General features: G+C 34.8%; 24 protein-coding genes and 1 riboswitch. Of the genes, 17 read left to right on the forward strand and 7 right to left on the reverse strand.

The window, feature by feature from the left end:
- The 5 genes from atpH (at window position 1) to ABWU24_RS05765 (ending at window position 4,612) form a co-directional block, all read left to right on the forward strand.
- Window positions 1-552, forward strand: a complete 552-nt coding sequence (gene atpH / locus ABWU24_RS05745) for an ATP synthase F1 subunit delta (RefSeq protein ID WP_015588365.1) — start codon at window positions 1-3, stop codon at window positions 550-552.
- Window positions 549-2,090, forward strand: coding sequence for a F0F1 ATP synthase subunit alpha (gene atpA / locus ABWU24_RS05750; protein WP_015588366.1), 1,542 nt, complete (start codon window positions 549-551; stop codon window positions 2,088-2,090). Before atpH ends, atpA begins: the two co-directional genes overlap by 4 nt.
- A 9-nt stretch (window positions 2,091-2,099) precedes the next feature.
- Complete coding sequence (greA, locus tag ABWU24_RS05755) at window positions 2,100-2,594, forward strand: transcription elongation factor GreA (RefSeq protein ID WP_135352886.1); 495 nt, start codon at window positions 2,100-2,102, stop codon at window positions 2,592-2,594.
- Window positions 2,595-2,597: 3 nt separating this feature from the next.
- Entirely contained in the window at window positions 2,598-3,251 is a 654-nt protein-coding gene (gene ribB, locus ABWU24_RS05760; RefSeq protein ID WP_015588368.1) for a 3,4-dihydroxy-2-butanone-4-phosphate synthase, read from the forward strand.
- A 71-nt stretch (window positions 3,252-3,322) separates the two neighbouring features.
- The gene (locus ABWU24_RS05765) at window positions 3,323-4,612 is read left to right on the forward strand and encodes a M48 family metalloprotease (protein ID WP_039950205.1); all 1,290 of its coding nucleotides are present in this window, start codon (window positions 3,323-3,325) and stop codon (window positions 4,610-4,612) included.
- A gap of 1 nt (window position 4,613) precedes the next feature.
- On the opposite strand, the gene ABWU24_RS05770 is transcribed toward ABWU24_RS05765, so the two are convergent.
- Window positions 4,614-4,949 carry a TrbC/VirB2 family protein gene (locus ABWU24_RS05770; protein ID WP_006012302.1) on the reverse strand — a complete coding sequence of 112 codons (336 nt, stop codon included), beginning with the start codon at window positions 4,947-4,949 and terminating at the stop codon, window positions 4,614-4,616.
- 95 nt (window positions 4,950-5,044) lie between these two features.
- Window positions 5,045-5,779: a 3-oxoacyl-[acyl-carrier-protein] reductase gene (gene fabG, locus ABWU24_RS05775; RefSeq protein ID WP_006012309.1), complete on the reverse strand. Its 735-nt coding sequence runs from the start codon at window positions 5,777-5,779 to the stop codon at window positions 5,045-5,047.
- Window positions 5,780-6,477: 698 nt separating this feature from the next.
- Here fabG and ppdK point away from each other — a divergent pair.
- A complete protein-coding gene (gene ppdK, locus ABWU24_RS05780; RefSeq protein ID WP_341816078.1) occupies window positions 6,478-9,120 on the forward strand; it encodes a pyruvate, phosphate dikinase in 2,643 nt (880 codons plus the stop codon).
- A gap of 158 nt (window positions 9,121-9,278) precedes the next feature.
- Window positions 9,279-10,562 (forward strand): hypothetical protein, encoded by a 1,284-nt coding sequence (locus tag ABWU24_RS05785; RefSeq protein ID WP_353274580.1) that lies wholly within the window; start codon window positions 9,279-9,281, stop codon window positions 10,560-10,562.
- A gap of 488 nt (window positions 10,563-11,050) precedes the next feature.
- On the opposite strand, the gene ABWU24_RS05790 is transcribed toward ABWU24_RS05785, so the two are convergent.
- Window positions 11,051-11,314, reverse strand: coding sequence for a hypothetical protein (locus tag ABWU24_RS05790; protein ID WP_341815775.1), 264 nt, complete (start codon window positions 11,312-11,314; stop codon window positions 11,051-11,053).
- 264 nt (window positions 11,315-11,578) lie between these two features.
- Here ABWU24_RS05790 and ABWU24_RS05795 point away from each other — a divergent pair, with 264 nt between their 5' ends.
- Window positions 11,579-12,613: an efflux RND transporter periplasmic adaptor subunit gene (locus ABWU24_RS05795; RefSeq protein ID WP_179943653.1), complete on the forward strand. Its 1,035-nt coding sequence runs from the start codon at window positions 11,579-11,581 to the stop codon at window positions 12,611-12,613.
- 136 nt (window positions 12,614-12,749) lie between these two features.
- On the opposite strand, the gene grxD is transcribed toward ABWU24_RS05795, so the two are convergent.
- Genes grxD through ABWU24_RS05810 form a run of 3 tightly spaced genes read right to left on the reverse strand, consistent with a single transcriptional unit; the run spans window position 12,750 to window position 14,666 of the window.
- Window positions 12,750-13,073, reverse strand: a complete 324-nt coding sequence (gene grxD / locus ABWU24_RS05800) for a Grx4 family monothiol glutaredoxin (protein WP_135352880.1) — start codon at window positions 13,071-13,073, stop codon at window positions 12,750-12,752.
- A gap of 16 nt (window positions 13,074-13,089) precedes the next feature.
- The gene (locus tag ABWU24_RS05805; protein ID WP_006012412.1) at window positions 13,090-13,308 is read right to left on the reverse strand and encodes a BolA/IbaG family iron-sulfur metabolism protein; all 219 of its coding nucleotides are present in this window, start codon (window positions 13,306-13,308) and stop codon (window positions 13,090-13,092) included.
- A gap of 38 nt (window positions 13,309-13,346) precedes the next feature.
- On the reverse strand, window positions 13,347-14,666 hold the full coding sequence (locus ABWU24_RS05810; RefSeq protein ID WP_341815777.1) for a malic enzyme-like NAD(P)-binding protein: 1,320 nt from the start codon (window positions 14,664-14,666) through the stop codon (window positions 13,347-13,349).
- Window positions 14,667-14,785: 119 nt separating this feature from the next.
- On the opposite strand from ABWU24_RS05810, the gene pgsA reads away from it, so the two are divergent.
- Together pgsA and ABWU24_RS05820 are read left to right on the forward strand one after the other, a co-directional pair.
- Window positions 14,786-15,328 carry a CDP-diacylglycerol--glycerol-3-phosphate 3-phosphatidyltransferase gene (gene pgsA, locus ABWU24_RS05815; RefSeq protein ID WP_341815778.1) on the forward strand — a complete coding sequence of 181 codons (543 nt, stop codon included), beginning with the start codon at window positions 14,786-14,788 and terminating at the stop codon, window positions 15,326-15,328.
- 100 nt (window positions 15,329-15,428) lie between these two features.
- Window positions 15,429-16,151: a hypothetical protein gene (locus ABWU24_RS05820; protein ID WP_353274582.1), complete on the forward strand. Its 723-nt coding sequence runs from the start codon at window positions 15,429-15,431 to the stop codon at window positions 16,149-16,151.
- On the opposite strand, the gene ABWU24_RS05825 is transcribed toward ABWU24_RS05820, so the two are convergent.
- Window positions 16,096-16,888, reverse strand: a protein-coding gene (locus ABWU24_RS05825) for an IS5 family transposase (protein WP_341815401.1) whose coding sequence is annotated in 2 segments (ribosomal slippage) — window positions 16,096-16,623 and window positions 16,625-16,888 — 792 coding nt in all. Because the reading frame shifts where the segments join, the coding sequence is not laid out codon by codon here. The genes ABWU24_RS05820 and ABWU24_RS05825 overlap by 56 nt on opposite strands.
- Window positions 16,889-16,929: 41 nt before the next feature.
- Here ABWU24_RS05825 and ABWU24_RS05830 point away from each other — a divergent pair.
- The 7 genes from ABWU24_RS05830 (at window position 16,930) to ABWU24_RS05860 (ending at window position 21,798) form a co-directional block, all read left to right on the forward strand.
- Window positions 16,930-17,292, forward strand: a complete 363-nt coding sequence (locus ABWU24_RS05830) for a hypothetical protein (protein WP_353274584.1) — start codon at window positions 16,930-16,932, stop codon at window positions 17,290-17,292.
- A 67-nt stretch (window positions 17,293-17,359) separates the two neighbouring features.
- The gene (gene bamD, locus ABWU24_RS05835; RefSeq protein WP_341815780.1) at window positions 17,360-18,046 is read left to right on the forward strand and encodes an outer membrane protein assembly factor BamD; all 687 of its coding nucleotides are present in this window, start codon (window positions 17,360-17,362) and stop codon (window positions 18,044-18,046) included.
- Window positions 18,047-18,053: 7 nt separating this feature from the next.
- A complete protein-coding gene (locus tag ABWU24_RS05840) occupies window positions 18,054-18,794 on the forward strand; it encodes a YebC/PmpR family DNA-binding transcriptional regulator (protein ID WP_341815781.1) in 741 nt (246 codons plus the stop codon).
- Window positions 18,791-19,840, forward strand: coding sequence for a M23 family metallopeptidase (locus tag ABWU24_RS05845; protein WP_015588380.1), 1,050 nt, complete (start codon window positions 18,791-18,793; stop codon window positions 19,838-19,840). Before ABWU24_RS05840 ends, ABWU24_RS05845 begins: the two co-directional genes overlap by 4 nt.
- Window positions 19,824-20,693, forward strand: a complete 870-nt coding sequence (locus ABWU24_RS05850) for an SPFH domain-containing protein (RefSeq protein ID WP_341815782.1) — start codon at window positions 19,824-19,826, stop codon at window positions 20,691-20,693. Before ABWU24_RS05845 ends, ABWU24_RS05850 begins: the two co-directional genes overlap by 17 nt.
- A gap of 76 nt (window positions 20,694-20,769) precedes the next feature.
- Window positions 20,770-20,873, forward strand: a riboswitch (TPP riboswitch).
- Entirely contained in the window at window positions 20,862-21,146 is a 285-nt protein-coding gene (locus tag ABWU24_RS05855) for a SemiSWEET family sugar transporter (protein ID WP_052265050.1), read from the forward strand. Its footprint overlaps the riboswitch before it by 12 nt.
- Window positions 21,118-21,798 (forward strand): thiamine diphosphokinase, encoded by a 681-nt coding sequence (locus ABWU24_RS05860; protein ID WP_341815783.1) that lies wholly within the window; start codon window positions 21,118-21,120, stop codon window positions 21,796-21,798. The genes ABWU24_RS05855 and ABWU24_RS05860 overlap by 29 nt, the downstream gene beginning before the upstream one ends.
- The last annotated feature ends 20 nt before the right edge of the window (window positions 21,799-21,818 follow it).

Below are 21,818 nucleotides of genomic sequence, written 5' to 3' on the forward strand. Positions count from 1 at the left end.
ATGAAAAACAATAATTTAGTTTCATCTTATGCTAGAGCACTGTTTCATGTCTCAGGAAGCAGATTAGGTATTATAAGAAAAGAAGTAGAATTTTTGTTAGCTTTTTTTAAAGATCAAAGTGATGTTTTTGTGTATCTATCTCATCCTATGGTTTCTCTTTTGCACAAAAAAGAAGCGATACTTTCTATAAATGAGAACTTGAGTGAAAACTTAGTCAAATTTATTATGGTTACACTTGCAAACAAGCGCTCCCGTTTATTAATCCTTATATTAGAAAAATTCTTAAATCTTGTAAGGGAAAGTGAAAACGAATTGGAAATTACTATAAAATCAGCAGAGGTTTTAAAGAAACCTGATATAAAAATAATTACTGAATCTTTGAACTTTCTTGGTAAAATAATAAAAGTTAGTAATGTGGTTGATCCTTCTATACTAGGTGGCTTTGTAGTTAGGTATGGTTTTAACTTGATTGATGCTTCGCTTAAGAGTTATTTGGATAGATTGGTTGATTTGAGTAAAATGGAAATGTTGAAAATAAGGAATTGTATATGAAGAATAGCATAAATGCCTCTGAAGTAGTAAACATAATAAAAGAGAAGGTTGAGACATTTGATAATCCTATAAAACGAGAAAATATAGGTGAAGTAATTTCAGTAACGGATGGTATCACATTAGTCTATGGGCTGGAAAAAGCAAAGTTTGGTGAAAAGGTATCTTTTGCAAGCGGTGTAGAAGGAATAGTTCTTGATTTAGATCATGATACAGCTGGAATAGTTGTGCTTGGCAATGACCGTGATGTAAAAGAAGGGGACGTTGTAAAATGTAGTGGTGATGTTGTACGGGTGCCTGTAGGTCATGAATTATTAGGGAGAGTTGTAAATGCATTAGGCGATCCTATAGACGATGGCGGAGAAATTAGAGCCAAGAACAGAATGTATATAGAATCTAAAGCGCCAGGTATTATTGACCGTAAATCTGTGCATGAACCTCTGCAGACAGGAATTAAAATTATAGATTTGTTGATTCCTATAGGTAGAGGGCAACGTGAATTAATTATTGGCGATAGACAAATTGGTAAAACCACTATTGCGATTGATACTATTATCAATCAGAAGAAGATTAATGATGAGGTAAATGAAAATCAAAAAATTTACTGTGTTTATGTTGCTATTGGACAAAAAATTTCGACAGTAGCAAAAGTGGTGAATAAGCTAAAAGAAAGTGGAGCATTAGAGTATACAACCGTAGTTGTGGCTAGCGCATCTGACTGCGCGCCTATGCAATTTCTAGCACCTTATACCGGTTGCACTATTGGAGAATTTTTCCGTGATAATGGAATGCATTGCTTGGTGGTATATGATGATTTATCTAAGCATGCTGTGGCATATAGGCAGATGTCCTTATTGCTCAGACGTCCTCCTGGTCGTGAAGCTTATCCTGGAGATATATTCTATGTACACTCTCGCTTGCTTGAAAGAGCTGCCAAAATGTCTGATGAAAAAGGACGGGGATCTTTGACTGCTTTGCCGATTATTGAGACTCAGGCTGGTGATGTATCTGCATATGTTCCAACTAATGTGATTTCAATTACCGATGGACAAATTTTTCTTGAGTCTGAATTGTTTCACAAAGGATTTCGCCCTGCAGTGAATATAGGTTTATCGGTTTCTCGGGTTGGCTCTGCTGCACAATTGAAATCTGTGAAAAAAGTTGCTGGTTCTATAAAGCTGAGTTTGGCCCAATATAGAGAACTGGAAGACTTTGCTAAATTTGGTTCTGATCTTGATGCTACTGTTCAATTGTCCTTAAACAAAGGTAAATACCTTATTGAATTATTAAAGCAAAAACAGTATTCACCTATGCAAATAGAGGAGCAAGTATTGCTTATGTATATCTTTTCTAATCTATATGGTCAATTAAGTAAGGTACAGGTGAGCAACATCAATAGATTCGAGTGTGATCTTATCAATTATTTTCAAACTGTTCACCCTGGAGTTTTAAAAAAGTTGTCAGGTGACATGAATGATGATATAAAAGATGATATTCTTGGTATTGTGAGTGATTTTGTCACTCAATTTAATTGCGTTTAGGCGGTGATTATGACTTCATCCATTGTTAACAAGTTTCCTATTACAAGGGAAGGTTTTGAGAGTATGCAAGTCGAACTTGAGAAATTAAAGGAAGAAAAACCTTCTATCATACAGGCTATTTCTGATGCTCGTGATCAAGGCGATTTATCCGAAAATGCAGAATATCATGCAGCACGGGAGAGATTAAGTTTTATTGAAGGCCGTATAATTGAGGTAGAAAGTAAACTTTCACATGCAGAAGTGATAGAAGTAAAAAATTTGTCTGGTGATACAGTAATGTTTGGTGCAACTGTTACGGTAAGCATGCTCAGTGATGATAACAGTGAAATAGAATATGTTTATAAGATTGTAGGTGGGTATGAAGCTGATGCTTCAAAGCAGTTGATCTCTACGGATTCACCACTCGGTAGTGCTTTAATTGGCAAAAAAGTTGGTGAGTATGTGGAAGTGATAGTGCCAAATGGAGAGAAATTGTATAAAATAGTTAAGATTGAGTTTAAGTAAATCATGGTACAAGCAGCTTACCCTTCAATTGATCTGTCTCTCATTTCTTCTGTGGAAGATATATTAGAGGATGTGCGTTCCGGTAAATTATTCATTTTAGTTGATAATGAAAATAGAGAGAATGAAGGTGATTTGGTTGTTTTAGCTGAAAAGGTGAAACCAGAACATATTGCTTTTATGGTTAGGTATGGCACTGGTATTGTGTTTTTAGCTATGACAAAGTTTTACATGAATAAACTTAACCTTGAATTTATGAAGAGAAGTAATGTAGATGAAGCACTTATTCCTCACACTGCATTTACTACGTCAATCGATGCTCGTTATGGTATTACAACGGGTGTTTCTGCTCATGATAGAACGCATACGATACTTACCGCTATTGATGGAAAAAGTACTAAGGATGATATTATTACCCCTGGTCATGTTTTTCCTATTATTGCAAGTGAGGGCGGGGTTTTAGCACGCAACGGTCATACTGAAGCAAGTGTTGAGATAGCAAAATTGGTTGGATCTAGTCATGCGGCTGTAGGGTGTGAATTAGTGAATGATGATGGCTCTATGATGCGCTTACCCCAGTTGCTTGAATTTGCTGAACAACACAAAATTAAGTTAACTACCATCGATAAACTTATCAGTTACGTTCAAAATTTAAACTAGCGTTTATAAATTCGTATAGTTTAAATGTTAAAATGTAAGATTCCTAAAAGTTATACGAATAAGGAACTTCCATGTCTAAGCTTTTTGTTTTACTATTTTTCTTCGTATGCTGTAATAGCGTTTACTCTGTTAGTATTATTAGAGATAGTGAAGTGGAAGCGGTAGTGAAGGATCTAGCGCAACCTTTATTTTCTGCTGCGGGTATTGATAATGATAAAATAAAAGTTTTTATAGTTGATGATAGATCGATTAATGCTTTTGTAATTAACAATAATAGCATTTTCATTCATTTAGGGCTTTTACAATATTCGACTGAACCTTATGTCTTACTTGGTATATTAGCACATGAAATTGCTCATATATCTGCTGGTCATGTATTACAAATGAGTAGTGCTGTAGGTTATTTTCAATCAATAGCAATGATTAGTTATATGGTAGGATTAGTTTCTAGTATTGTTATTAACCCTCAGGTTGCGAGTGCAATCTTGCTTAGTGGTGTAACGCTTAGTTCGAGGTTGTTTTTTAACTATTCCCAAGAGCAAGAGAGTGTAGCAGATAGCTATGCTTTAAGATACCTTGATGAATCTGGCTATGATAATTTGGGTATGAAAGAGATTTTTGACTATTTTAAGAGTATTGAGCATGAAAACACTGAAGAGTATTTTCGCACTCACCCACTTAGTGATAAACGTATATTTGCTGTACAGAATTATAAGGTTAAAAATAATATAAAACCAATCCTTGCAGATAAGTTGTTGAAGTTTGAGCGTATGGTTGCAAAGCTAGACTCTTTTTTTACCCCTATTCATGTGTTATCTAATAAATATGAAGGTAGTTCTAAGTATGTAAATGCTGTAATTCACTATAGGCAAGGAAAGATAGAAGAGGCTATTACTAAAGTTAATTCATTGATTCAAGAGTCACGCAATGATCCGTACTTATATGAATTAAAAGCAGAGATTTTATACAAAGCTGGAAATTTAAGTGAAGCAATAAAAATGTATGAAGAATCACTTAGATATTTATCTGAGAAGAATAACTATTTAGTGAAACTTGCGTTATCTCATACTTTATTATTACAGGGTGAAATAGAGAAGGCAATTTTTTACCTAGAGCAGGTTGCAAACGTAGAAACAAATAATGCCTTTGTCTGGAAGTATTTAAGTATTGCATATAAACGTAGCGCTGATATGGCAATGTATTATTTTGCTTTGACGAAAAAGGCGTGTATTGAAGGTAATTTAGAGAAATTTATGAAGTACGCTGAGTTAGCTATTAAAACTTTACCGAAAGATAGCTCTTGCTTGCTGCAAATTGAGGATATGAAGGAACAATACACACAAAAACACACTTATTTTTAGATTATTTTCCGCATTTATCCAACGTATCTTTTACTTCAGTACTTATATTGGGTATAATTTTCATTATAATCGTTTTAGCGCCAAAAAATACACCACAAAACATACCCAAGGCAAAGAGAGCTGGCCATGGCATTCTACCAAATATTGCAAGCAAAGCTGCACCTATTATGACTACAGTCATAAGTGGCCCACCTATTCCCCAAATATAACCAATAATATTGCATATTACTTGGGCAGTTGTATCATCTATATCATTAGCAGCATTTGCATAATCTGAAAAAGAGAGAAACAGCACTATACATAAAGCATTAAAAAATTTTTTTATTATATAGCTCATTCTTTTGCCTCCAAGTAATAAACCAGTGTGAATCTAAATTCATATATATATTTATTTTAGGGTAAAACTCATAGTTTGTCCATAAATAAGTGTTGCTACATAAATAGCCCACCATTGATGTTAAGCACATGCCCCGTTATATATTTTGCCTCATCACTTGCTAAAAACAATATCCCTGCTGCTATTTCTTCTCCTGTTCCCATTCTTTTCATTGGAATGTTATCTAATATTTTTTCTTTTTGTTCTTTATTTAAAACTTCAGTCATTTTAGTATCTATAAATCCAGGAGCAACACAATTTACTGTTACACCGCGACTTGCAACTTCTTTTGCTATAGATTTGCTCATAGCTATTATTCCAGCTTTTGATGCTGCATAATTTACTTGCCCGGCATTTCCTGTCAATCCTACTATTGAGGAAATATTTATGATTCTTCCCCAATTATTTTTAATTAATTTCTTGCATGCTTCTCTATTTAGCTTAAATGTAGAACTCAAATTAATATCAATCACCTTTTGCCATGATTCATCTGTCATTCTTAGTAATAAACTGTCTTGTGTAATGCCTGCATTGCATATGAGCCCATCAAAGCCTTTCATCAACTCACTTGCTTTATTTATTAGTTGATTTACCTCTTCAGAATTTGATAAGTCGCAAGGAAGTACGTGAATGTTTTTTTCATATTTTTTAGCAACTTCTTCGAGTACTTCTTTTTTTGTACTAGAAATACATAAAGTTGCTCTGGCCTTATGCATAATTTCTACAATTGCCTGGCCTATTCCACCTGATGCACCAGTAATCAGAAATTTCTTATTCTCTAATCCAAACATAATAATTTTTATATTGCTTCAGCTCTTAACAGAATATTAAAAGACTTGCAATAGATTTTTTGCATAACTTTCATTTAATAGAAGCTTCTTGATAAATCTTGTATTTATTGGCGAAATTATGGCGGCTGCATGCCTTTTTTATTTTTTCTATTCAGCCTAAACACGCTTCGTTTAAGCGTTAGCACATTATCAATTACAGTAATAAAATCAGCACCATGTGGATTCTTTTGCCTTTTTTTGATTGGTAAATTTCTTAACACTTATAGCTAAAGTAATTTAAGAGAGCCAGCGCGTGACTAGTTCTTATTACTTGATCAGTCTTCTGGATCCCAGTGTCTGGGCACTGGGATGACAGGAGTGTGAGATAAGGCTACATTCATACTCTAACAGGTATGACGGTGTCATTCCAGCACTTGATGCTGGAATCCAGGAGTCTTTACTACAAATAAGCATATAAAATTATGCTAAAACACAACGTTTTTGGTGAGGTTATGGACAAACTGGATTCCAGCGTCATGCGCTGGAATGACATCATAGAGGTCATTGAGATGACAGACTTGAATGACAAGAGGGACACTGGGAAAAGGGACTATTTAATGTATTGCCTCTGCTGAATGTTGCAAAATTTATTACTCTTGGCTGACTAATTTATTAGAATAGTATGTATAATGTGTTTTTTAGTGAAGATCTCGAGAGAAATGCAAGAAAAGTTAATATATTACTTTAGCCAAAGCAACTGTGAAGGGAACGCAGGAATGAAAAATCTGCTAGGAGGGAAGGGAGCAAATCTAGCAGAAATGTGTAATATTGGTATTCCTGTTCCGCCTGGTTTCACAATTTCCACTGCTGTTTGTCAGGCCTATTGCCAGGATAATGAATTGTCTTGTGATCTACGTAACGAGATAAAAAACTACATGGCGATGCTCGAAAGTGACATCGGTTGTAAATTTGGGGATTCAAATAATCCTTTATTAGTTTCCATACGCTCTGGTAGTGTGAATTCAATGCCGGGCATGCTCGATACAGTCCTAAATGTTGGCCTAAATGATGCAACCGTTGTTGGTCTTGCAAAAAAAAGTGGAGAACGTTTTGCCTATGATAGCTACTGTCGTTTCATTATGATGTACTCGAATGTTGTACTACAGCTTGACCATCACCTATTTCAAGATGTTGTTGATAATGAACAGCAGAAGAGTGGAGCAAAAAGCTTAGCTGATCTTGATGTTGATGTTTTAAAGGGGATTGTTAATGATTTCAAAGATGTAGTATATGAGAAAATAGGAAAAAATTTCCCGCAGAACGTTGAAGAACAGTTACTCAATTCAGTAAATGCAGTGTTTTCTTCTTGGCAAAATGATAGAGCTGTTTCCTATAGAAAAATAAATAATATTCCTGAAAATCTTGGAACTGCAGTTAATGTACAAGCAATGGTTTTTGGCAATCTGAATGATAATTCAGCAACTGGTGTGATATTTACAAGGAATCCTTCAACTGGAGAAAAAAAGCTTTTTGGTGAGTTTTTAGTTAATGCTCAGGGTGAGGATGTGGTTTCTGGTGTTTATACTCCTATGCCAATTGACGGGGAGCAAGAAAGTACCATGGAGAAGTTGCTACCAAGTGTCTACCGAGAATTATGCACGGTATGTGAAAAACTTGAAAGGCATAATAAGGACATGCAGGATATCGAATTTACTGTACAGGACGGTAAGTTATGGATTTTGCAGACTAGGTCTGGCAAGCGCACAGCCGAAGCTGCTATTCGCATAATAGTTGATATGGTAAACGAAGGAGCGATTACAAAAGAGGAAGGAATATTGAGAATTGATCCAAAAACCTTTGACAATTTATTACATCCAGTTCTTGATGTTAAAATCGATCAAGAAGTAATGGGCAAAGGACTGCCAGCTTCTCCAGGTGTTGCTTCTGGATATGTAGTATTCAGTGCAAGTGATGCTGAAAAAGCTGCAGAGCAGGGTAAAAAAGTAATTTTGGTAAGATCAGAGACGAGCCCTGAAGATATTAATGGAATGAATGCTGCAAGTGGAATAGTAACAGCGCGAGGAGGTATGACCTCGCATGCCGCTGTTGTAACTCGTGGAATGGGTAAACCATGTATTTGTAGTCTAAGTGGACTTTATGTTGATAAAGATGGAAAATACCTTTCTATAGGGGATATAAAAATAAATAAAGGTGAACCAATCACCATCGACGGAGGAACAGGAGAGGTTATGCTTGGTATTCTTCCGACAGTTTTGCCTGAATTATCGCAAGAGTTCAAAACGATAATTAATTGGGTAGATAAAATCAAAACAGTGAAGGTGAGAGCTAATGCTGATACTCCAAAAGATGCAAAAATTGCAAAAGAATTCGGTGCAGAAGGTATAGGATTATGTCGCACAGAACATATGTTTTTTGCTAATGATAGAATCGAATTCATTCAAAAATTGATAGTAGCTGATGATGAAAATGAAAGGGCAAATGCATTAAATAAACTCGAAGAAATGCAAAAGTCTGATTTCAAAGAAATGTTTTCTATTATGGAGGGCAAGGAAGTCACTATACGATTACTTGATCCACCTCTACATGAGTTTTTACCTCATGATCAATCCATTATAGAAAAAATCGCCAGATCACTGAATAAGTCAGTTGAATCGGTAAAAAATAAAATAGTACAGTTATCAGAAAAAAATCCAATGCTTGGCCATCGAGGGTGTAGGCTTGCTATTTCTCATCCTGAAATATATAAAATGCAGATTAGGGCAATACTCAGTGCTGCAAGTGAATTAAGGAAAGAAAAGAAGATAGAAGTGAAACCTGAAATCATGATTCCTTTTATCATTAGCGAGAAAGAGTTTGTTCTGATATGCGAGTTAGTAAAGAAAGAAGCTAAAAATTTCGATGTGAATTATTCAATCGGAACGATGATAGAACTGCCAAGAGCAGCACTTATTGCTGACAAACTCGCAAAACACGCAGAATTTTTTAGTTTTGGCACTAATGATTTAACACAAACAACTATGGGACTTTCACGAGATGATTCAGTTAATTTCCTCGATTCTTATAAGGAAAGCAACATATTCAAAAACGATCCCTTTGAGGTGCTAGATGTCGAAGGGGTAGGGGAATTAATCAGAATAGCTATCGAAAGGGGCAAAAAAACCAGAAAAGAAATTAAACTTGGTATATGTGGAGAGCATGGAGCGAATCCACAGTCCATAGAGTTTTTCATCAAATCAGGGGTTGATTATGTGTCATGCTCACCCTATAGAGTACCGGTTGCAAAATTAGTGGCAGCACAGCTTAGCATAAGTTTGTTGGGCAGCACAACTGTACGAACATAGATTTCGCTAACAAGTAGCGGAATGATGATTTTTCAAATTGTCGATAAATCTAAGTCAGTTTAGCTATTTTGCTGCTACTTTTTTTTCTTAATATCTTAAGAAAGATTGATTTTTTGTCTAAAATAATATAGGATAAAGTAATAATGAATGAGGTAAAAATGTCAATATCAAAAGAACGTAAGGAATATTTACTAGAAAAGTTTAAATATGCTGCCAAAGAATTTGGCAAATCTGGTACAAAGTCCAATCATCTAGCAGTACCAAAGGAACAGCAACTCTCTATTGATTTAGGTAATAGAAAAGTTTTTGGTATTATAAACAGAATTTTGTACTGGATAGAAAGTAATTTTAAGTATTTTTTTCCACGCTATAATTTGTTTCCAGAAGTTGGAGTTGAAGGAAGAAAAGTTCCTGGAACTAATACAAGGGTTAAGTATTTTACTCCAGATGACCAAGCAGAATATACTATAATTCCTTATAAAGGAAAATTATACGTGGACTTAATGCCAGAAGTGGAAGGTAACAAGTTAAAAGGCTTTAAAGGCAAACTATATGATACAACTGATAAAATTAGTAAGGGTAAAAAAGGTTATGTAGCTTATGTGATCACGCTTGACGGAAAGCTAGCAACTCATGAACATATTAATGTTAACAAAAGCGAATGGGCTTATCGTCATTCAACTCTTGCAGGTGGTAGGCCAGTTTTATGTTCTGGTTTAATGAAAGTGGTAAATGGTAAAATAACTTATATAGGCAATAATAGTGGGCATTATAAACCAGAACCAGCAAACTTATACAATGCAGTGAAAAAATTAGAAGGTCTATTTTCGGAAGATGCAAAAGTTGTTTGCCTATCATATTGGATTAGCTTGAAAAAACAAATTCCGCTTATACGCAAAATTACTCTAGCCAAACGAGAGCCAGTAGAGGAATTCTTGAAAAGGATGGAGAAAAAAGGAAAAGATGGGTTGACTCAATATGAAAGACATTTTAAAAGGGTAAAAGAATTTAATGAAAAATACTCAGATAAATTAGAAAGCCAGTCGGTTTATGCTAAAGTAGCTGCTCATGATTATAAATCAGTGCCTGTTTCAGACTGCAGTAATCCTCAAATAATAAAAATGGCAGTAGAACACTCAATAAGAAGGATTATTGGAGCAAACTATGGCCATAAACCAAAACTTGATATTAAATATGATCAAGAAGAAGCTGTGGGTGTTAACGTAATTTTTCACTATAAAGATGATAGAAGCAGATTTGTTGAAATTTTAGACTTACATAAATGTAGCTATTCATCACGTATTCAAAAAAATAAATATATAATTACGATGAGCATAAAACAGGCTGATGAATTTATAAAGGATGCTTTACAAATTAAAATTGATAGTGTTGAGCAATTGGATACCCGTTTAGTGATGGGCTTACCCTATTTAAATATATGATAATATATCCTCATCAGGGTGGCAAAATAGGTAGAAGAGAGAAATACAACCATAGAAACACAAATGGTTGTCATGAAAGTAACTGATACTGGCTTCTTTTCTCGATTCCAGTGTCACGCACTGGAATGACAAGATAAGGGAGCACTGAAAATAAATAGGAGTCATTCAAGTAGCTGACACTGGAATGACAAGAAAGGGAGCACCGAAAATAAATAGGTGTTATCCCAGGTGGGATCCAGGAATTCTGAGTTTTTGAAAAGATTATGGATTCCAGCGTCACGCGCTGGAATGACACCCTTTTAGTTGCTGTACGAACATTGTGGTACAACAGACCAAGATAGAGTTAATAGGGTCTCCTCTTCCTGAAAATACGGAAAGTCAGTAAAAAAAAGCTCAGGCATTAGCACTTCAGCTCTGCAGTTGAGTCAATATGAGAGAGTAAGTCTACAAAAGTAGACTTACTAATTGAACTTTGATCCTTTATTTTACTATAGAACAGACATTGAATCTGCAAGATCATAGAATTTATTTCCAATCTCTCTGAATGTACTACTTATATCAATAGGTGTCGACTCTTCTTGTGAATCAGATTTAAATAAGCCATGAGTATCTTTCAGATGACAGTACCACTGGCATTTATTTTGCTCTGCTATTGCCCACTCTGGGGACTTTTCTTCACATTCTCTATAGCAATCATGAAGTGAATCAACTTCCTTCCATTGAAATGGAGGGTTTAGTACAGGATTTGTCATAATATACTCCTTAATTATAAAACTAACACCATGTTAGTACTTATATGCTAATATAATGTTAATTCTTATATTGACATAATAACTTTTCGGATAAGGTTTCTTGATTTAAAATTGCATTTTAGCAAACTTACTTAATTTTAGAAAAATTTGCTCACATAAAACTGTTTATAGAGTGACAATAGATGTATTATACTTACACTTCTGATTCGAAAATTTATGCAGTTGTTTCTAACAAGGTTGGTAAATAAATTTTATTGTTTAAAGATGAGAAACAAAGTAATCATCGTTTCCAGTATTGTTCTTATTCTACTGTTTTTTATCAATAGTACGTTTTTAAAAGAAGATCAAACAGTTCATAGTGATGATACAACTAGTAGTTTTTCAGTAAAAACTCAGGATTATACTCCACAAAATCGCACTGTATATTTAAATTTTTCTGGTACAGTAAATCCCTTGCATAGGGCAAGCCTTGTCTCAAGAACAAGTGGTCAAGTTATTGCTATTTATTTGTCTGATGGTGAAAAAGTAAAAAGAGGCGATGTAATTTTAAAGATAGAAGATTATGACAGAGTTGCACAAGTTGAGAAAGCCAAAGCTTTATTAAATCAGCGTGAAATTGAGTATCATTCCTCTAAAAAATTGAATAAAAAAGGCTATGGAGCGCAGATACAAGTGGAAACAGCTTTTACTGCATTGCAGAGTGCAAAAGCTGACCTAAAAAGGCTAGAGTTGGATTTAGAAAATACTGCGATTAAATCCCCTATTGATGGTTATGTAGATAAGATCAACGTAAATGAAGGGGATTTTGTTAATCTTGGACATAAGATAACTGACATAGTTAATTTTGATCAGGTTCTTGTAGTGTTGTATGTTTCAGAAAATGAAGTAAATAAAATAAAACTGAGTAGTGCAGCGCAAATTAATTTGCTAGACGGAAGGGAATTAGTAGGTGAAGTGAGTTTTATTAGTAAAATTGCTGAGCCTAAAACTGGATCTTATAGAGTGGAGGTAAAGGTAACTGATAATGAGATTATATCCTTGCAAGGACTGACTGCTAGTGTAAGCCTCCCTTCAGGTGAAAGATTTGCATATAAAATTCCTTCTTCAGCCTTAAGCTTAAATGACGATGGTATTCTTGGAATAAAGATTGTTGATGACAATAATTATGTAGTATTTACAGCAATAGAAATTGTTGATTATGAAGACGATGGAGTTTGGGTAGTCGCAAATAATGAAAGTAAGCCTATAAAGTTAATAACATTGGGTCATCTATTTGTTAATCCTGGTGATAAGGTATAACTCCAGTATCAGCTACTTTCATGACATCGAGTTCTGTCATTCAAGTAGCTGACACTGAAATCCAGAAAAGAAGGCAGTGTCTGGACACTAACACTATGTTTTTATCTATCTTATTTTGCCACTTTGCTGTGTAAACTTACTCCGCAACAACCTTTTTTTCTTTTAACAAATTTTGTAATTCACCGTTTTCATACATCTCGCGGATTATATCACAGCCACCAACAAATTCTCCCTTTATATATAATTGTGGAATTGTTGGCCAATCAGAAAAACTTTTTATGGACTGACGTATTTCATCATTCTCAAGTACGTTGATGCATTTAAATTTTACATTCAATTTTTTGAGAATTGACACGACGAGTCCAGAGAATCCACATTGAGGAAAGTCAGAGGTGCCTTTCATATACAGCACTACATCGTTTTCTGCTATGTCTTTTTTTATTTGTTCAAAGTTGTTCATAAATATCACCTTAATTTTAAGCTCCAGTTTCTAGTTGCAATGCATGTATAGACTGACCTTCAAGAGCCTTATATACCATTCTGTGTTGTTCTATTTTTGTCTTTCCAGAAAAACACTTGGAAGTTATTTTTAAATGATAATGATCATCATCTCCAGCAAGGTCCTTAATCTTTATATCAGCATCAGGAAATGATTGTTTGATAATTTTCTCTAACTCGTGAATTGTAATAGTCATTGGTTTATTTTAATTATAAGTCTAAAATATGCAATTGATTATTGTGAAGACAATAGATTCAGCGTGCTGAGAGCACTAGCAAGACGAGATTTTAATTGACTTGCATACTCATTCCAGTCCTCTATTTCCTTTCTTGCCACACCTGAGGTAACGGCAGCTTTTGCAACAGCAGGAGATACTATAGAAATTAATCTTGGATCAAATGGAGTAGGTATTATATATTCACGTCCATAGCTCATTTTACGACCGCCATAGGCTGCAGATATCTCATTTGGCACTGATTCGCGGGCAAGCTTTGCTATTGCATCTGCAGCAGCAATTTTCATTTCATCATTTATTGTCGTTGCATGTACGTCGAGTGCTCCTCTGAATATGTAAGGAAATCCCATTACGTTATTGACTTGGTTGTTATAGTCTGATCTACCAGTTGCAATTATTGCATCTGGCCTTACAGACTTTGCAAACTCAGGCCTTATTTCTGGATCAGGATTAGCAAGAGCAAAAATGATTGGGTCTTTACCCATGCTTTTTAACATCTCTTCACTGAGCACATCCTTTGCAGAGAGTCCGATGAATACATCAGCATCTTTTATGGCATCGAGCAAGGAACGTTCTTTACTGTCAATTGCATATTTTTCTTTCCACTCATTCATATCCTCTTTTCTGTCTTTGTGTATTACTCCTTGTTTATCACATAGTACTATGTTCTTAGCACCCATAGACTTCAGTATTTCCAAACACGCAATACCAGCTGCTCCAGCACCATTCATGATGATCTTTACATTTCTTAATTTCTTTCCAACAATATCGAGGGCATTTTCTATACCAGCTGCAACAACTACTGCAGTTCCATGTTGATCATCGTGGAACACCGGAATATCCATCAACTCATTTAGACGTTTCTCTATTATAAAACAATCAGGAGATCTTATATCTTCTAGATTTATTCCCCCCCAACTTGGACCAAGATACCTTACTGCATTGATGAAATCTTCTATGTTTTCTGTGTCAACTTCTATATCAATTGCATCAATGTCAGCAAAACGCTTAAATAAAACAGCTTTGCCTTCCATGACGGGTTTTGAAGCAAGAGGACCGATATTGCCAAGTCCCAGCACTGCGGTGCCATTTGAAATGACAGCCACATAATTGCTTTTTGCCGTGTAATCATAAACAGCCTCAGGGTTTTTAGCTATTGCAAGGCATGGGGCTGCAACACCAGGGGAATAAGCAAGTGATAGGTCATGCTGTGTAGACAAGGGTTTTGTCGGTATGATCGATACCTTACCAGGTTTACCACTTTTATTATGGTACTTAAGTGCTTCTTGTTTTGTGGTGTTATCTAAATCATTATTCATGCTTTGAGCTTATTGTTAGTAATTTTTTAAGTATATGGGGTTTTTATGAATATTCAACTATTAGCTTGTGAATTCTGCTGTACTTCTGTATAAGTTTATCTACCAATAGTGTGACTTACATGCTTAAGAAAAACGTGCCTAATTTGCTAACAATTTCTCGTGCGCTCGCGATACCGGCAATAATATCAAGCTTTTATATAGAAAGTAAATATGCAAATCTAATAACAATATTGATCTTTATGTTTGCGTGCATTACAGATTTTTTTGATGGTTATTTAGCACGTGCATGGAAAGTCCAATCGAATTTTGGCAAGTTATTTGATCCAATTGCCGACAAGTTAGTAGTAGCTTCAACAATAATCATGCTAGTTTATAAGCACAAGATAGATGATATTACAATTATACCGTCAGTTATAATTGTTTGTAGGGAGATATTAGTTTCAGGTATGCGGGAGTTTTTGATAGCTACAAACGTTAGCCTACCTGTGAGTAAGGCTGGAAAAATTAAAACATTTTTGCAGATGATTGCTGTGGTAGCGCTAATAATGAGTGATTATGAGAAAATTCGATATGCAGGTGTGATTTGCTTATGGGCTGCAGCTGTTATGACTATGTGGTCAGGCTATAATTACGTTCTAGCTGGCATCAAACAGATTGACTAAATTGCTTAAGAGTATACAAAGAAGGTTAATAATTTCACAATATTGACTGATTAGTTAAAATCCTGTATAATGTATTAGTTTATAAATTGGTCAAGTTTGTATGACTGGTATTATTATAGATAGCTTTAATACTGAGTCTTCCTTTAAGAGATCAAGTTCTGAGAAAGATACTAAAATAGAGGATTTTTTTCGAGATTTCTGGTCAACAGTTGATGAAGAAGAAAAAAAGAGAAAAAAACTTGAGCAAGAATTATTAATACTTGAAGAAGGAAAAAAAAAGCAGAAGCTGGAACAAGAACTATTAACACTAAAAAAAAGAGAGCTACATAGGAAATGTGTATCATTGGTAACAATGTTTCCATTTGCATTATTGATGGCAATTGAGCTCGAAAAAACATGTAGCGATCAGGTAGTACTTGGCCTTATAAGCAGCGCATTAGGCCATACTATATTACCTTTCACAGTCTTATCCCTTATTTGCACGCTATATTTAATTTATAATAATAGAAAAATAGCACAAAAAGAACGAGAGTTGGAGAATATTGAAAGTGGGAAAACAGTAGAAAAAGAAAAGAGAGACCTTCCTTGTACCGTTGATGATTACTTTAACTATGCTGATGCTGCTTTAGTTACATTAGTTATTGTGGCTAGCATAGTAGGTGAAGCATTGGAGCAAGGAATAATAGGAGACGTAGCTTTTTCAATGTCTAGTTTATTCTACTTTGTAGCAAGTGCTACTTTCTGCTATCGTGAGTATAAGAGCCTGTTCATAATCTTTTCAGAAGCAAAGCAGCGAAAGCAAGAACGACCATTTGCAGGCTAGTGTTGAGTTTCCGCTCGCAATTTTTCCACAATCGCCTACATTTTTGCAACCAAGCAAAAGATCTCTCAACAACCCATCTTTTCGGCAATACGACAAAGGTGTGTAATTCGTTTCGCTTTATTACTTCAACGGTAGCGCCAATAGTTGCTTTTATTTGTGTTGCAAAATTTTCTCCTGTGTAGCCAGCATCAACTAGTATATTTTTAACTTCAGATAGGTTTTCTTTAGCATTTTTAACCATTCTCACAGCGCTACTACGATCAGTTATTTCTGCCGTTGTTATATAAATTGCGTGGGGTAAACCTTGTGTATCTACCGCAATATGGCGTTTTATTCCTGAAACCTTTTTGCCTGCATCATAGCCTTTTTCTTCAGCAGTATCTGCATTTTTTACGCTTTGTGCATCAATTATGCAGAAGCTGGTTTTTTCTTTCCGACCATTGTTTTGTCGGACCACGCCAACTATTTTTTTTTAATACCAGCTCCAGAACACTTTCTTTATTTGCATCTGCTTTTTCACTCCACTTCTTAAAATAGTCGTAACAATTCCGCCATTTTGGAAACTCTTTTGGTAACATTCTCCACTGGCAGCCACTTTTTAAGACGTATAACACTCCACAAAATACATGATATAAATCAAGTGTTCTTGGCTTTGTCCTCTTCCTGCAAGACTCCAGATCTGCTACAATAATCTCAAACTTTTCTCGACTTATATCACTTGGATATAAACTTCGCATATCCTACTTTATATACTTTATCCTCTCATTCTATCCCTTTTTTGAGATCACGTACAGGCTCTAAGAAAAGTACACAACACGAGTTAGAAAAAGAGCAAGGCTTTGATGAGAAATCTGAAAAAAAGATAAGCAATATGTCTGTAGCTAAGTTAATGCTTGCTGGTTCTTCTTTATTACTAATCAGGAAGATAATGTTGATTTCTGAAGTAGCATTAGCATCATCTGCTGTTGGGCCTGTTTTAGGTCTAGTAGGTATTGCTCTTTTGATGGTCGGAAGTGGATTGAGCATACATTCTTATATTAGAAAGCTAGAGAATATAGAAGTGAGCGGAAAGGGTGTTGCAATAGGTGGTGGTGCGAGCAATATAGGTAATGTTGGCCGAGAGCCGCTTTTCGTTCGATGATAATGCCAAAAATTTGTTTATTTAGGTAATATTTAGTCTATACTTTATTTTGATCAAAAAAAATCTTATGTATAAGACTTTAATCATATGCTTTTTTCTTCTGACTTGCCCCTTTACGCAGTTATATGCGAATGATCTAGAACACACTGAAATTGAACTATATGAGGAGGCAGTTAAGCTTTATGATCAGAAAAAATATAAGGAAGCTATTAGAGCATTTAAAAAGATAGAGGATTTATATCCTTTATCTTATTGGGCAATGAAAGCAAAATTATTATCTGGAGTTTCTTACTATAATATGGGTAACTACAGAAGTGCTGCAAGTGATATGGATGATTATATATATGTTTATTCAAATGGTGAAGATTTGCCATATGTATATTACTTAAGAGTATTATCTTATTACATGCAAATTAACAAAGTGCAGCTTGGGCAACAAATTGCATATAAAATTTTAGAGCTAGCTACTGAATATATTAATCTTTTTCCGAATAGCGAATATATAGAAGAGATCAAAGAAAAAGAAAAATTAATCACAGAACATATATCAAGAAAAGAGTATTCTATTGGTGAATTTTACCTAAAGCGTGGTGAATATTTAGCAGCAATTAAGCGTTTTCAAAATATGGTAAGCGATAAAGATTCTAAGTATTCTTCTAGAGTTATTAGTTATTTAATAACAGCTCACTTAGCTCTTGGCCTTGACTTAGAAGCTGAGCAGTATGAAAATATGTTAGCAGAAGGGGTGAATTAGTTTTCTTATGGCTGGTCATTCACAGTTTTCAAATATAAAACATCGAAAAGGTGCTCAGGATGCAAAGCGCTCGCAAAAATTTACGAAGCTCATTAGGGAAATAACAGTTGCTGCAAAACAAGGGCTGCCTGATCCAGAACTCAATCCACGTCTTCGCTCTGCTATATTTGCTGCGCGAAAGGAAAATCTACCAAAAGATAAAATAGAAACAGCAATAAAAAATGCAGCTGGTAACGTTGCTGGAGAAAGTTATGAAGAAATACAATATGAAGGCTGCGGACCTTTTGGTGCTGCACTTATTGTCCATGCTCTGACAAATAATCGCAACCGAACTGCTTCTGAGATACGTTATATCTTTTCTCGCAAAGGCGGTAATTTGGGAGAAACAGGATGTGTGAGTTACCTTTTCGATCATGTAGGCTTAATTGTCTATAAAGCAGAGGGTATAAATTTTGAAGATTTATTTAACTATGGAATTGCATTAGAAGTATTGAATGTTGAGGAAAATAACAAAGAAGAATTATATGTTATAACTTGTGAAGTAAAAGACTTTGGTAAAGTACGTGACGCTTTCTATACAAAATTTGGAGAACCAGAACTTGCTCGTCTTTCATGGCAAACAAAGGACCTGATTGAAGTTAGCGACAAAGAATTAATTGATAAATTATCTACATTAGTTGAAGAGCTAGAAGATAATGATGATGTGCAGTATGTTGAAGGTAATTTTATTTTTGCTGATAAACTATGAGGCTGGTAATACTTCCACTGCTTTGTATTTTACCAGCATATGCAACTGAAACATTTGCGCAGAAAGACTATTGTCATTCCAGTGCCCAGACACTGGAATCCAGCAAAATTGATTGTAAACAGCACGCTATACAACATTTTCGATTAAAAAATTGGTCAAGCACTGAAATGACACTAACCCACTCTCCAGTGTTATTCCAAGACGGGATCAGGAAAAAAAAAGCTGCTTTGGTGACAGAAAGTGATAGAAAGTTGTTATTCATATCCAGTGACATAAAATCCTCTTTTTTTGATGCAGGAGGTTTGGCGCCAGATACAATAATGAGATTAATCAGCATATATAAAGATTATGGTGTAGATTTTAAAAAAGACATTGTGCCCAAAAGCAAGTTGGAAGTTCTGTGTGAGAGTGATCAGAAGGCTGAAGAAAAAATTTTATATACTTCACTGACAACAGATAAAAAGGTCATTAGCTTGTATCATTATGAGTCACAAAACAGCAAAGAAGAGTATTTTAATAAAGAGGGGGTAAGCTTGAAGAGTAGCGAAATTTTTGTAAGTCCTTTAAACGGAGATTTTCGTATATCCTCGAATTTTGGTAATAGAAAGCATCCCATTCATGGTAAAATTGCTTTTCATAAAGGAGTAGATTATGCAGCTAAACTTGGCACTCCTATACACGCCACTGCAGAAGGTGTAATAGAATATATAGGAAAGAATGGTGGCTATGGGAATTACATCAAAATAAAGCACAACAATAAATATTCAACTTGTTACGCACATATAAGCAAATTTAGTAGCGATATAAAGTTAGGCTCTAAAGTAAAGCAGGGACAAATCATTGCTTATGTTGGCAGCACTGGTGTTGCAACAGGACCTCATTTACATTATGAAGTTATATATAATGGTAAACATATTGATCCGCTTACGATAGCTCATGGCAATGAGATAAAGTTGCCTGATCGTGAATTAAGAGAGTTTAAATTATTTGTAAGTAAGGTAGATGAAATAATCGGCAGAGAGGGTGCAAGTGAAAAAGCAATCTGATGAAGACAGTACAGATAAAAATACAATAAATGATAGAAATCTAAGTAAAATTCGGGCTTTTCCTGTACTAATAGCGCTAGGGTTAATTTTATTGGTACTTTTTGTGTATGACAGCACAATTGCACTTGGAGTTGCTGCTGTTTCAATTTTAACTTTTCTTCAGTCACTTTTTGTTAATGACCCTAATGAAGCAAGAGTGATAGAGTTTTTTGGTCATTATATTGGAACTTATTTTAAATCTGGAATATGCGTAACGCTTCCGTTTTCGAGTAAATATAGAGTTTCTCTGAAATTTCAGAATATTAACACAGAAAAAATCAAAGTTAATGATGCAAATGGAAGTCCAATAGAGATTTCAGTAGTGATTGTTTGGAGAGTTAGCAGCCCTGCAAAGGCATATTATAATGTTAATAATTATCATGATTTTGTTTTTGTGCAAAGTGACTCGGTAATTAGAGAACTGGCAAGTAATTATCCGTATGATAGCGAAAACGATGAGGAATCTTTGCGTAAAAATTCTGATAAAATTTCAAATGAATTGAGATCAATGCTACAACAAAGATTGAATATTGCTGGAATTGAAATTGCAGAAGCAAGAATATCGCATTTGGCCTATTCATCTGAGATTGCACAAGCAATGCTGAGGTGTCAACAAGCGCATGCCATCACCTCTGCAAGAAAGCATATAGTGCAAAATGCAATAGGAATTATCGAGGAAGTAATAGCTCATTTTGAAAAAAATAAAAGCATACAATTTGATGGAAAACAAAAGGTTCAATTGATAAATAATCTGCTAGTTGCACTGATCTCTGAGCAAGATGCACAGCCGACTATTAGTTTGGATAATAATTAGCATAGAAGCCGATAGGGTTTCATGAATGCAAGTCACTGTTAATTTCTTGATTAATAGACTAAATGGTGTTATAAATTACACGCATTAGGGGTGCTCTAAAAAAGCTGAGAGTACATAAAGTACAACCCTTTGAACCTGACTCTTGTTAAAACAAACGTAGGAAAATGTATGTATGTAAATATTGAAGAATGCTTTGGCTTCATCGCGTTCGTTACATCTCTCATTGGGTTATTGCCTCAAGTATATAAAGCATATATCACAAAACTTACTCGTGACGTATCGATGCTAATGTTGGTGAGTTATCTTATTTGTTCATCATCTTGGCTTATTTACGGTATTTGTCAGGGTTTAGCTTTTGTGATACTCAGTAATATTGCTGGATTAGTGATCAGTATAATATCAATTGTTCAAAAATGTTACTACGATGCAAAAACTGCACGGAGCGTTTTATAACCATATGCTACATTGTAGCGTGGAGCAAGAATATCGCTCTATTGTAGTGCTAAATGGAGAAATACCTGATTCATCGTTTTTTAAACAAGATATACCTGTTATTGCTGTAGATGGAGGAGCAAACAAGCTTCTATCAATTGGCGTGAAACCTGATCTTGTAATAGGAGATTTGGATAGTATAAATCCGAATTTACGTGCTAATTTAAATACAGTATATCTACCTGATCAAGATTATTGCGACTTTTCTAAAGCAATGGCTCACTTAAAAACAGTAAAGTTATTGCCATCAATAGTAACGGGTATTACTGGAGGAGCAATTGATCATATACTACAAAATATCAACATTTTTTCAAGTACAGATAGTATCTTTTATATGCCTTCGCCTTCCATGGTGGGGTACGCCTTACAAAAGGGTATTACCTATTTTTCCTCTTTGCTAAAAAATACTAAAATGTCCTTACTTGGTATACCGAAAGCTCAAATATCAACTAAAGGATTAAAATGGGAACTGTGCCTTAGTAACCTTGCTTTTCCAGGAAAGAATTCTTGCTTTAATCGAAGTTTAGGCAATGAGTTATCTATAGAAATACACAGCGGCGTGTGTTTAGCAATGATATATTTAGAAGCAGCAAATGATGATGGTGTGTATTGAGTTAAAACATTAAGAAAAAA

This window comes from Wolbachia endosymbiont (group B) of Hofmannophila pseudospretella (assembly GCF_964028515.1).
In the GTDB taxonomy this organism is placed as follows: Bacteria; Pseudomonadota; Alphaproteobacteria; order Rickettsiales; family Anaplasmataceae; genus Wolbachia.

What these genes read in the sequence shown, in the direction of transcription:
- ABWU24_RS05770 (WP_006012302.1), bottom strand. Translation starts at nt 4,949, where the DNA reads ATGAGCTATATAATAAAAAAATTTTTTAATGCTTTATGTATAGTGCTG.
- ABWU24_RS05765 (WP_039950205.1), top strand. Translation starts at nt 3,323, where the DNA reads ATGTCTAAGCTTTTTGTTTTACTATTTTTCTTCGTATGCTGTAATAGC.
- ABWU24_RS05795 (WP_179943653.1), top strand. Translation starts at nt 11,579, where the DNA reads ATGAGAAACAAAGTAATCATCGTTTCCAGTATTGTTCTTATTCTACTG.
- ABWU24_RS05845 (WP_015588380.1), top strand. Translation starts at nt 18,791, where the DNA reads ATGAGGCTGGTAATACTTCCACTGCTTTGTATTTTACCAGCATATGCA.
- ABWU24_RS05840 (WP_341815781.1), top strand. Translation starts at nt 18,054, where the DNA reads ATGGCTGGTCATTCACAGTTTTCAAATATAAAACATCGAAAAGGTGCT.
- bamD (WP_341815780.1), top strand. Translation starts at nt 17,360, where the DNA reads ATGTATAAGACTTTAATCATATGCTTTTTTCTTCTGACTTGCCCCTTT.
- ribB (WP_015588368.1), top strand. Translation starts at nt 2,598, where the DNA reads ATGGTACAAGCAGCTTACCCTTCAATTGATCTGTCTCTCATTTCTTCT.
- grxD (WP_135352880.1), bottom strand. Translation starts at nt 13,073, where the DNA reads ATGAACAACTTTGAACAAATAAAAAAAGACATAGCAGAAAACGATGTA.
- ABWU24_RS05820 (WP_353274582.1), top strand. Translation starts at nt 15,429, where the DNA reads ATGACTGGTATTATTATAGATAGCTTTAATACTGAGTCTTCCTTTAAG.
- ABWU24_RS05860 (WP_341815783.1), top strand. Translation starts at nt 21,118, where the DNA reads ATGCAAAAACTGCACGGAGCGTTTTATAACCATATGCTACATTGTAGC.
- atpA (WP_015588366.1), top strand. Translation starts at nt 549, where the DNA reads ATGAAGAATAGCATAAATGCCTCTGAAGTAGTAAACATAATAAAAGAG.
- ppdK (WP_341816078.1), top strand. Translation starts at nt 6,478, where the DNA reads ATGCAAGAAAAGTTAATATATTACTTTAGCCAAAGCAACTGTGAAGGG.
- ABWU24_RS05785 (WP_353274580.1), top strand. Translation starts at nt 9,279, where the DNA reads ATGTCAATATCAAAAGAACGTAAGGAATATTTACTAGAAAAGTTTAAA.
- ABWU24_RS05855 (WP_052265050.1), top strand. Translation starts at nt 20,862, where the DNA reads ATGTATGTAAATATTGAAGAATGCTTTGGCTTCATCGCGTTCGTTACA.
- ABWU24_RS05790 (WP_341815775.1), bottom strand. Translation starts at nt 11,314, where the DNA reads ATGACAAATCCTGTACTAAACCCTCCATTTCAATGGAAGGAAGTTGAT.
- ABWU24_RS05805 (WP_006012412.1), bottom strand. Translation starts at nt 13,308, where the DNA reads ATGACTATTACAATTCACGAGTTAGAGAAAATTATCAAACAATCATTT.
- ABWU24_RS05810 (WP_341815777.1), bottom strand. Translation starts at nt 14,666, where the DNA reads ATGAATAATGATTTAGATAACACCACAAAACAAGAAGCACTTAAGTAC.
- atpH (WP_015588365.1), top strand. Translation starts at nt 1, where the DNA reads ATGAAAAACAATAATTTAGTTTCATCTTATGCTAGAGCACTGTTTCAT.
- fabG (WP_006012309.1), bottom strand. Translation starts at nt 5,779, where the DNA reads ATGTTTGGATTAGAGAATAAGAAATTTCTGATTACTGGTGCATCAGGT.
- greA (WP_135352886.1), top strand. Translation starts at nt 2,100, where the DNA reads ATGACTTCATCCATTGTTAACAAGTTTCCTATTACAAGGGAAGGTTTT.
- pgsA (WP_341815778.1), top strand. Translation starts at nt 14,786, where the DNA reads ATGCTTAAGAAAAACGTGCCTAATTTGCTAACAATTTCTCGTGCGCTC.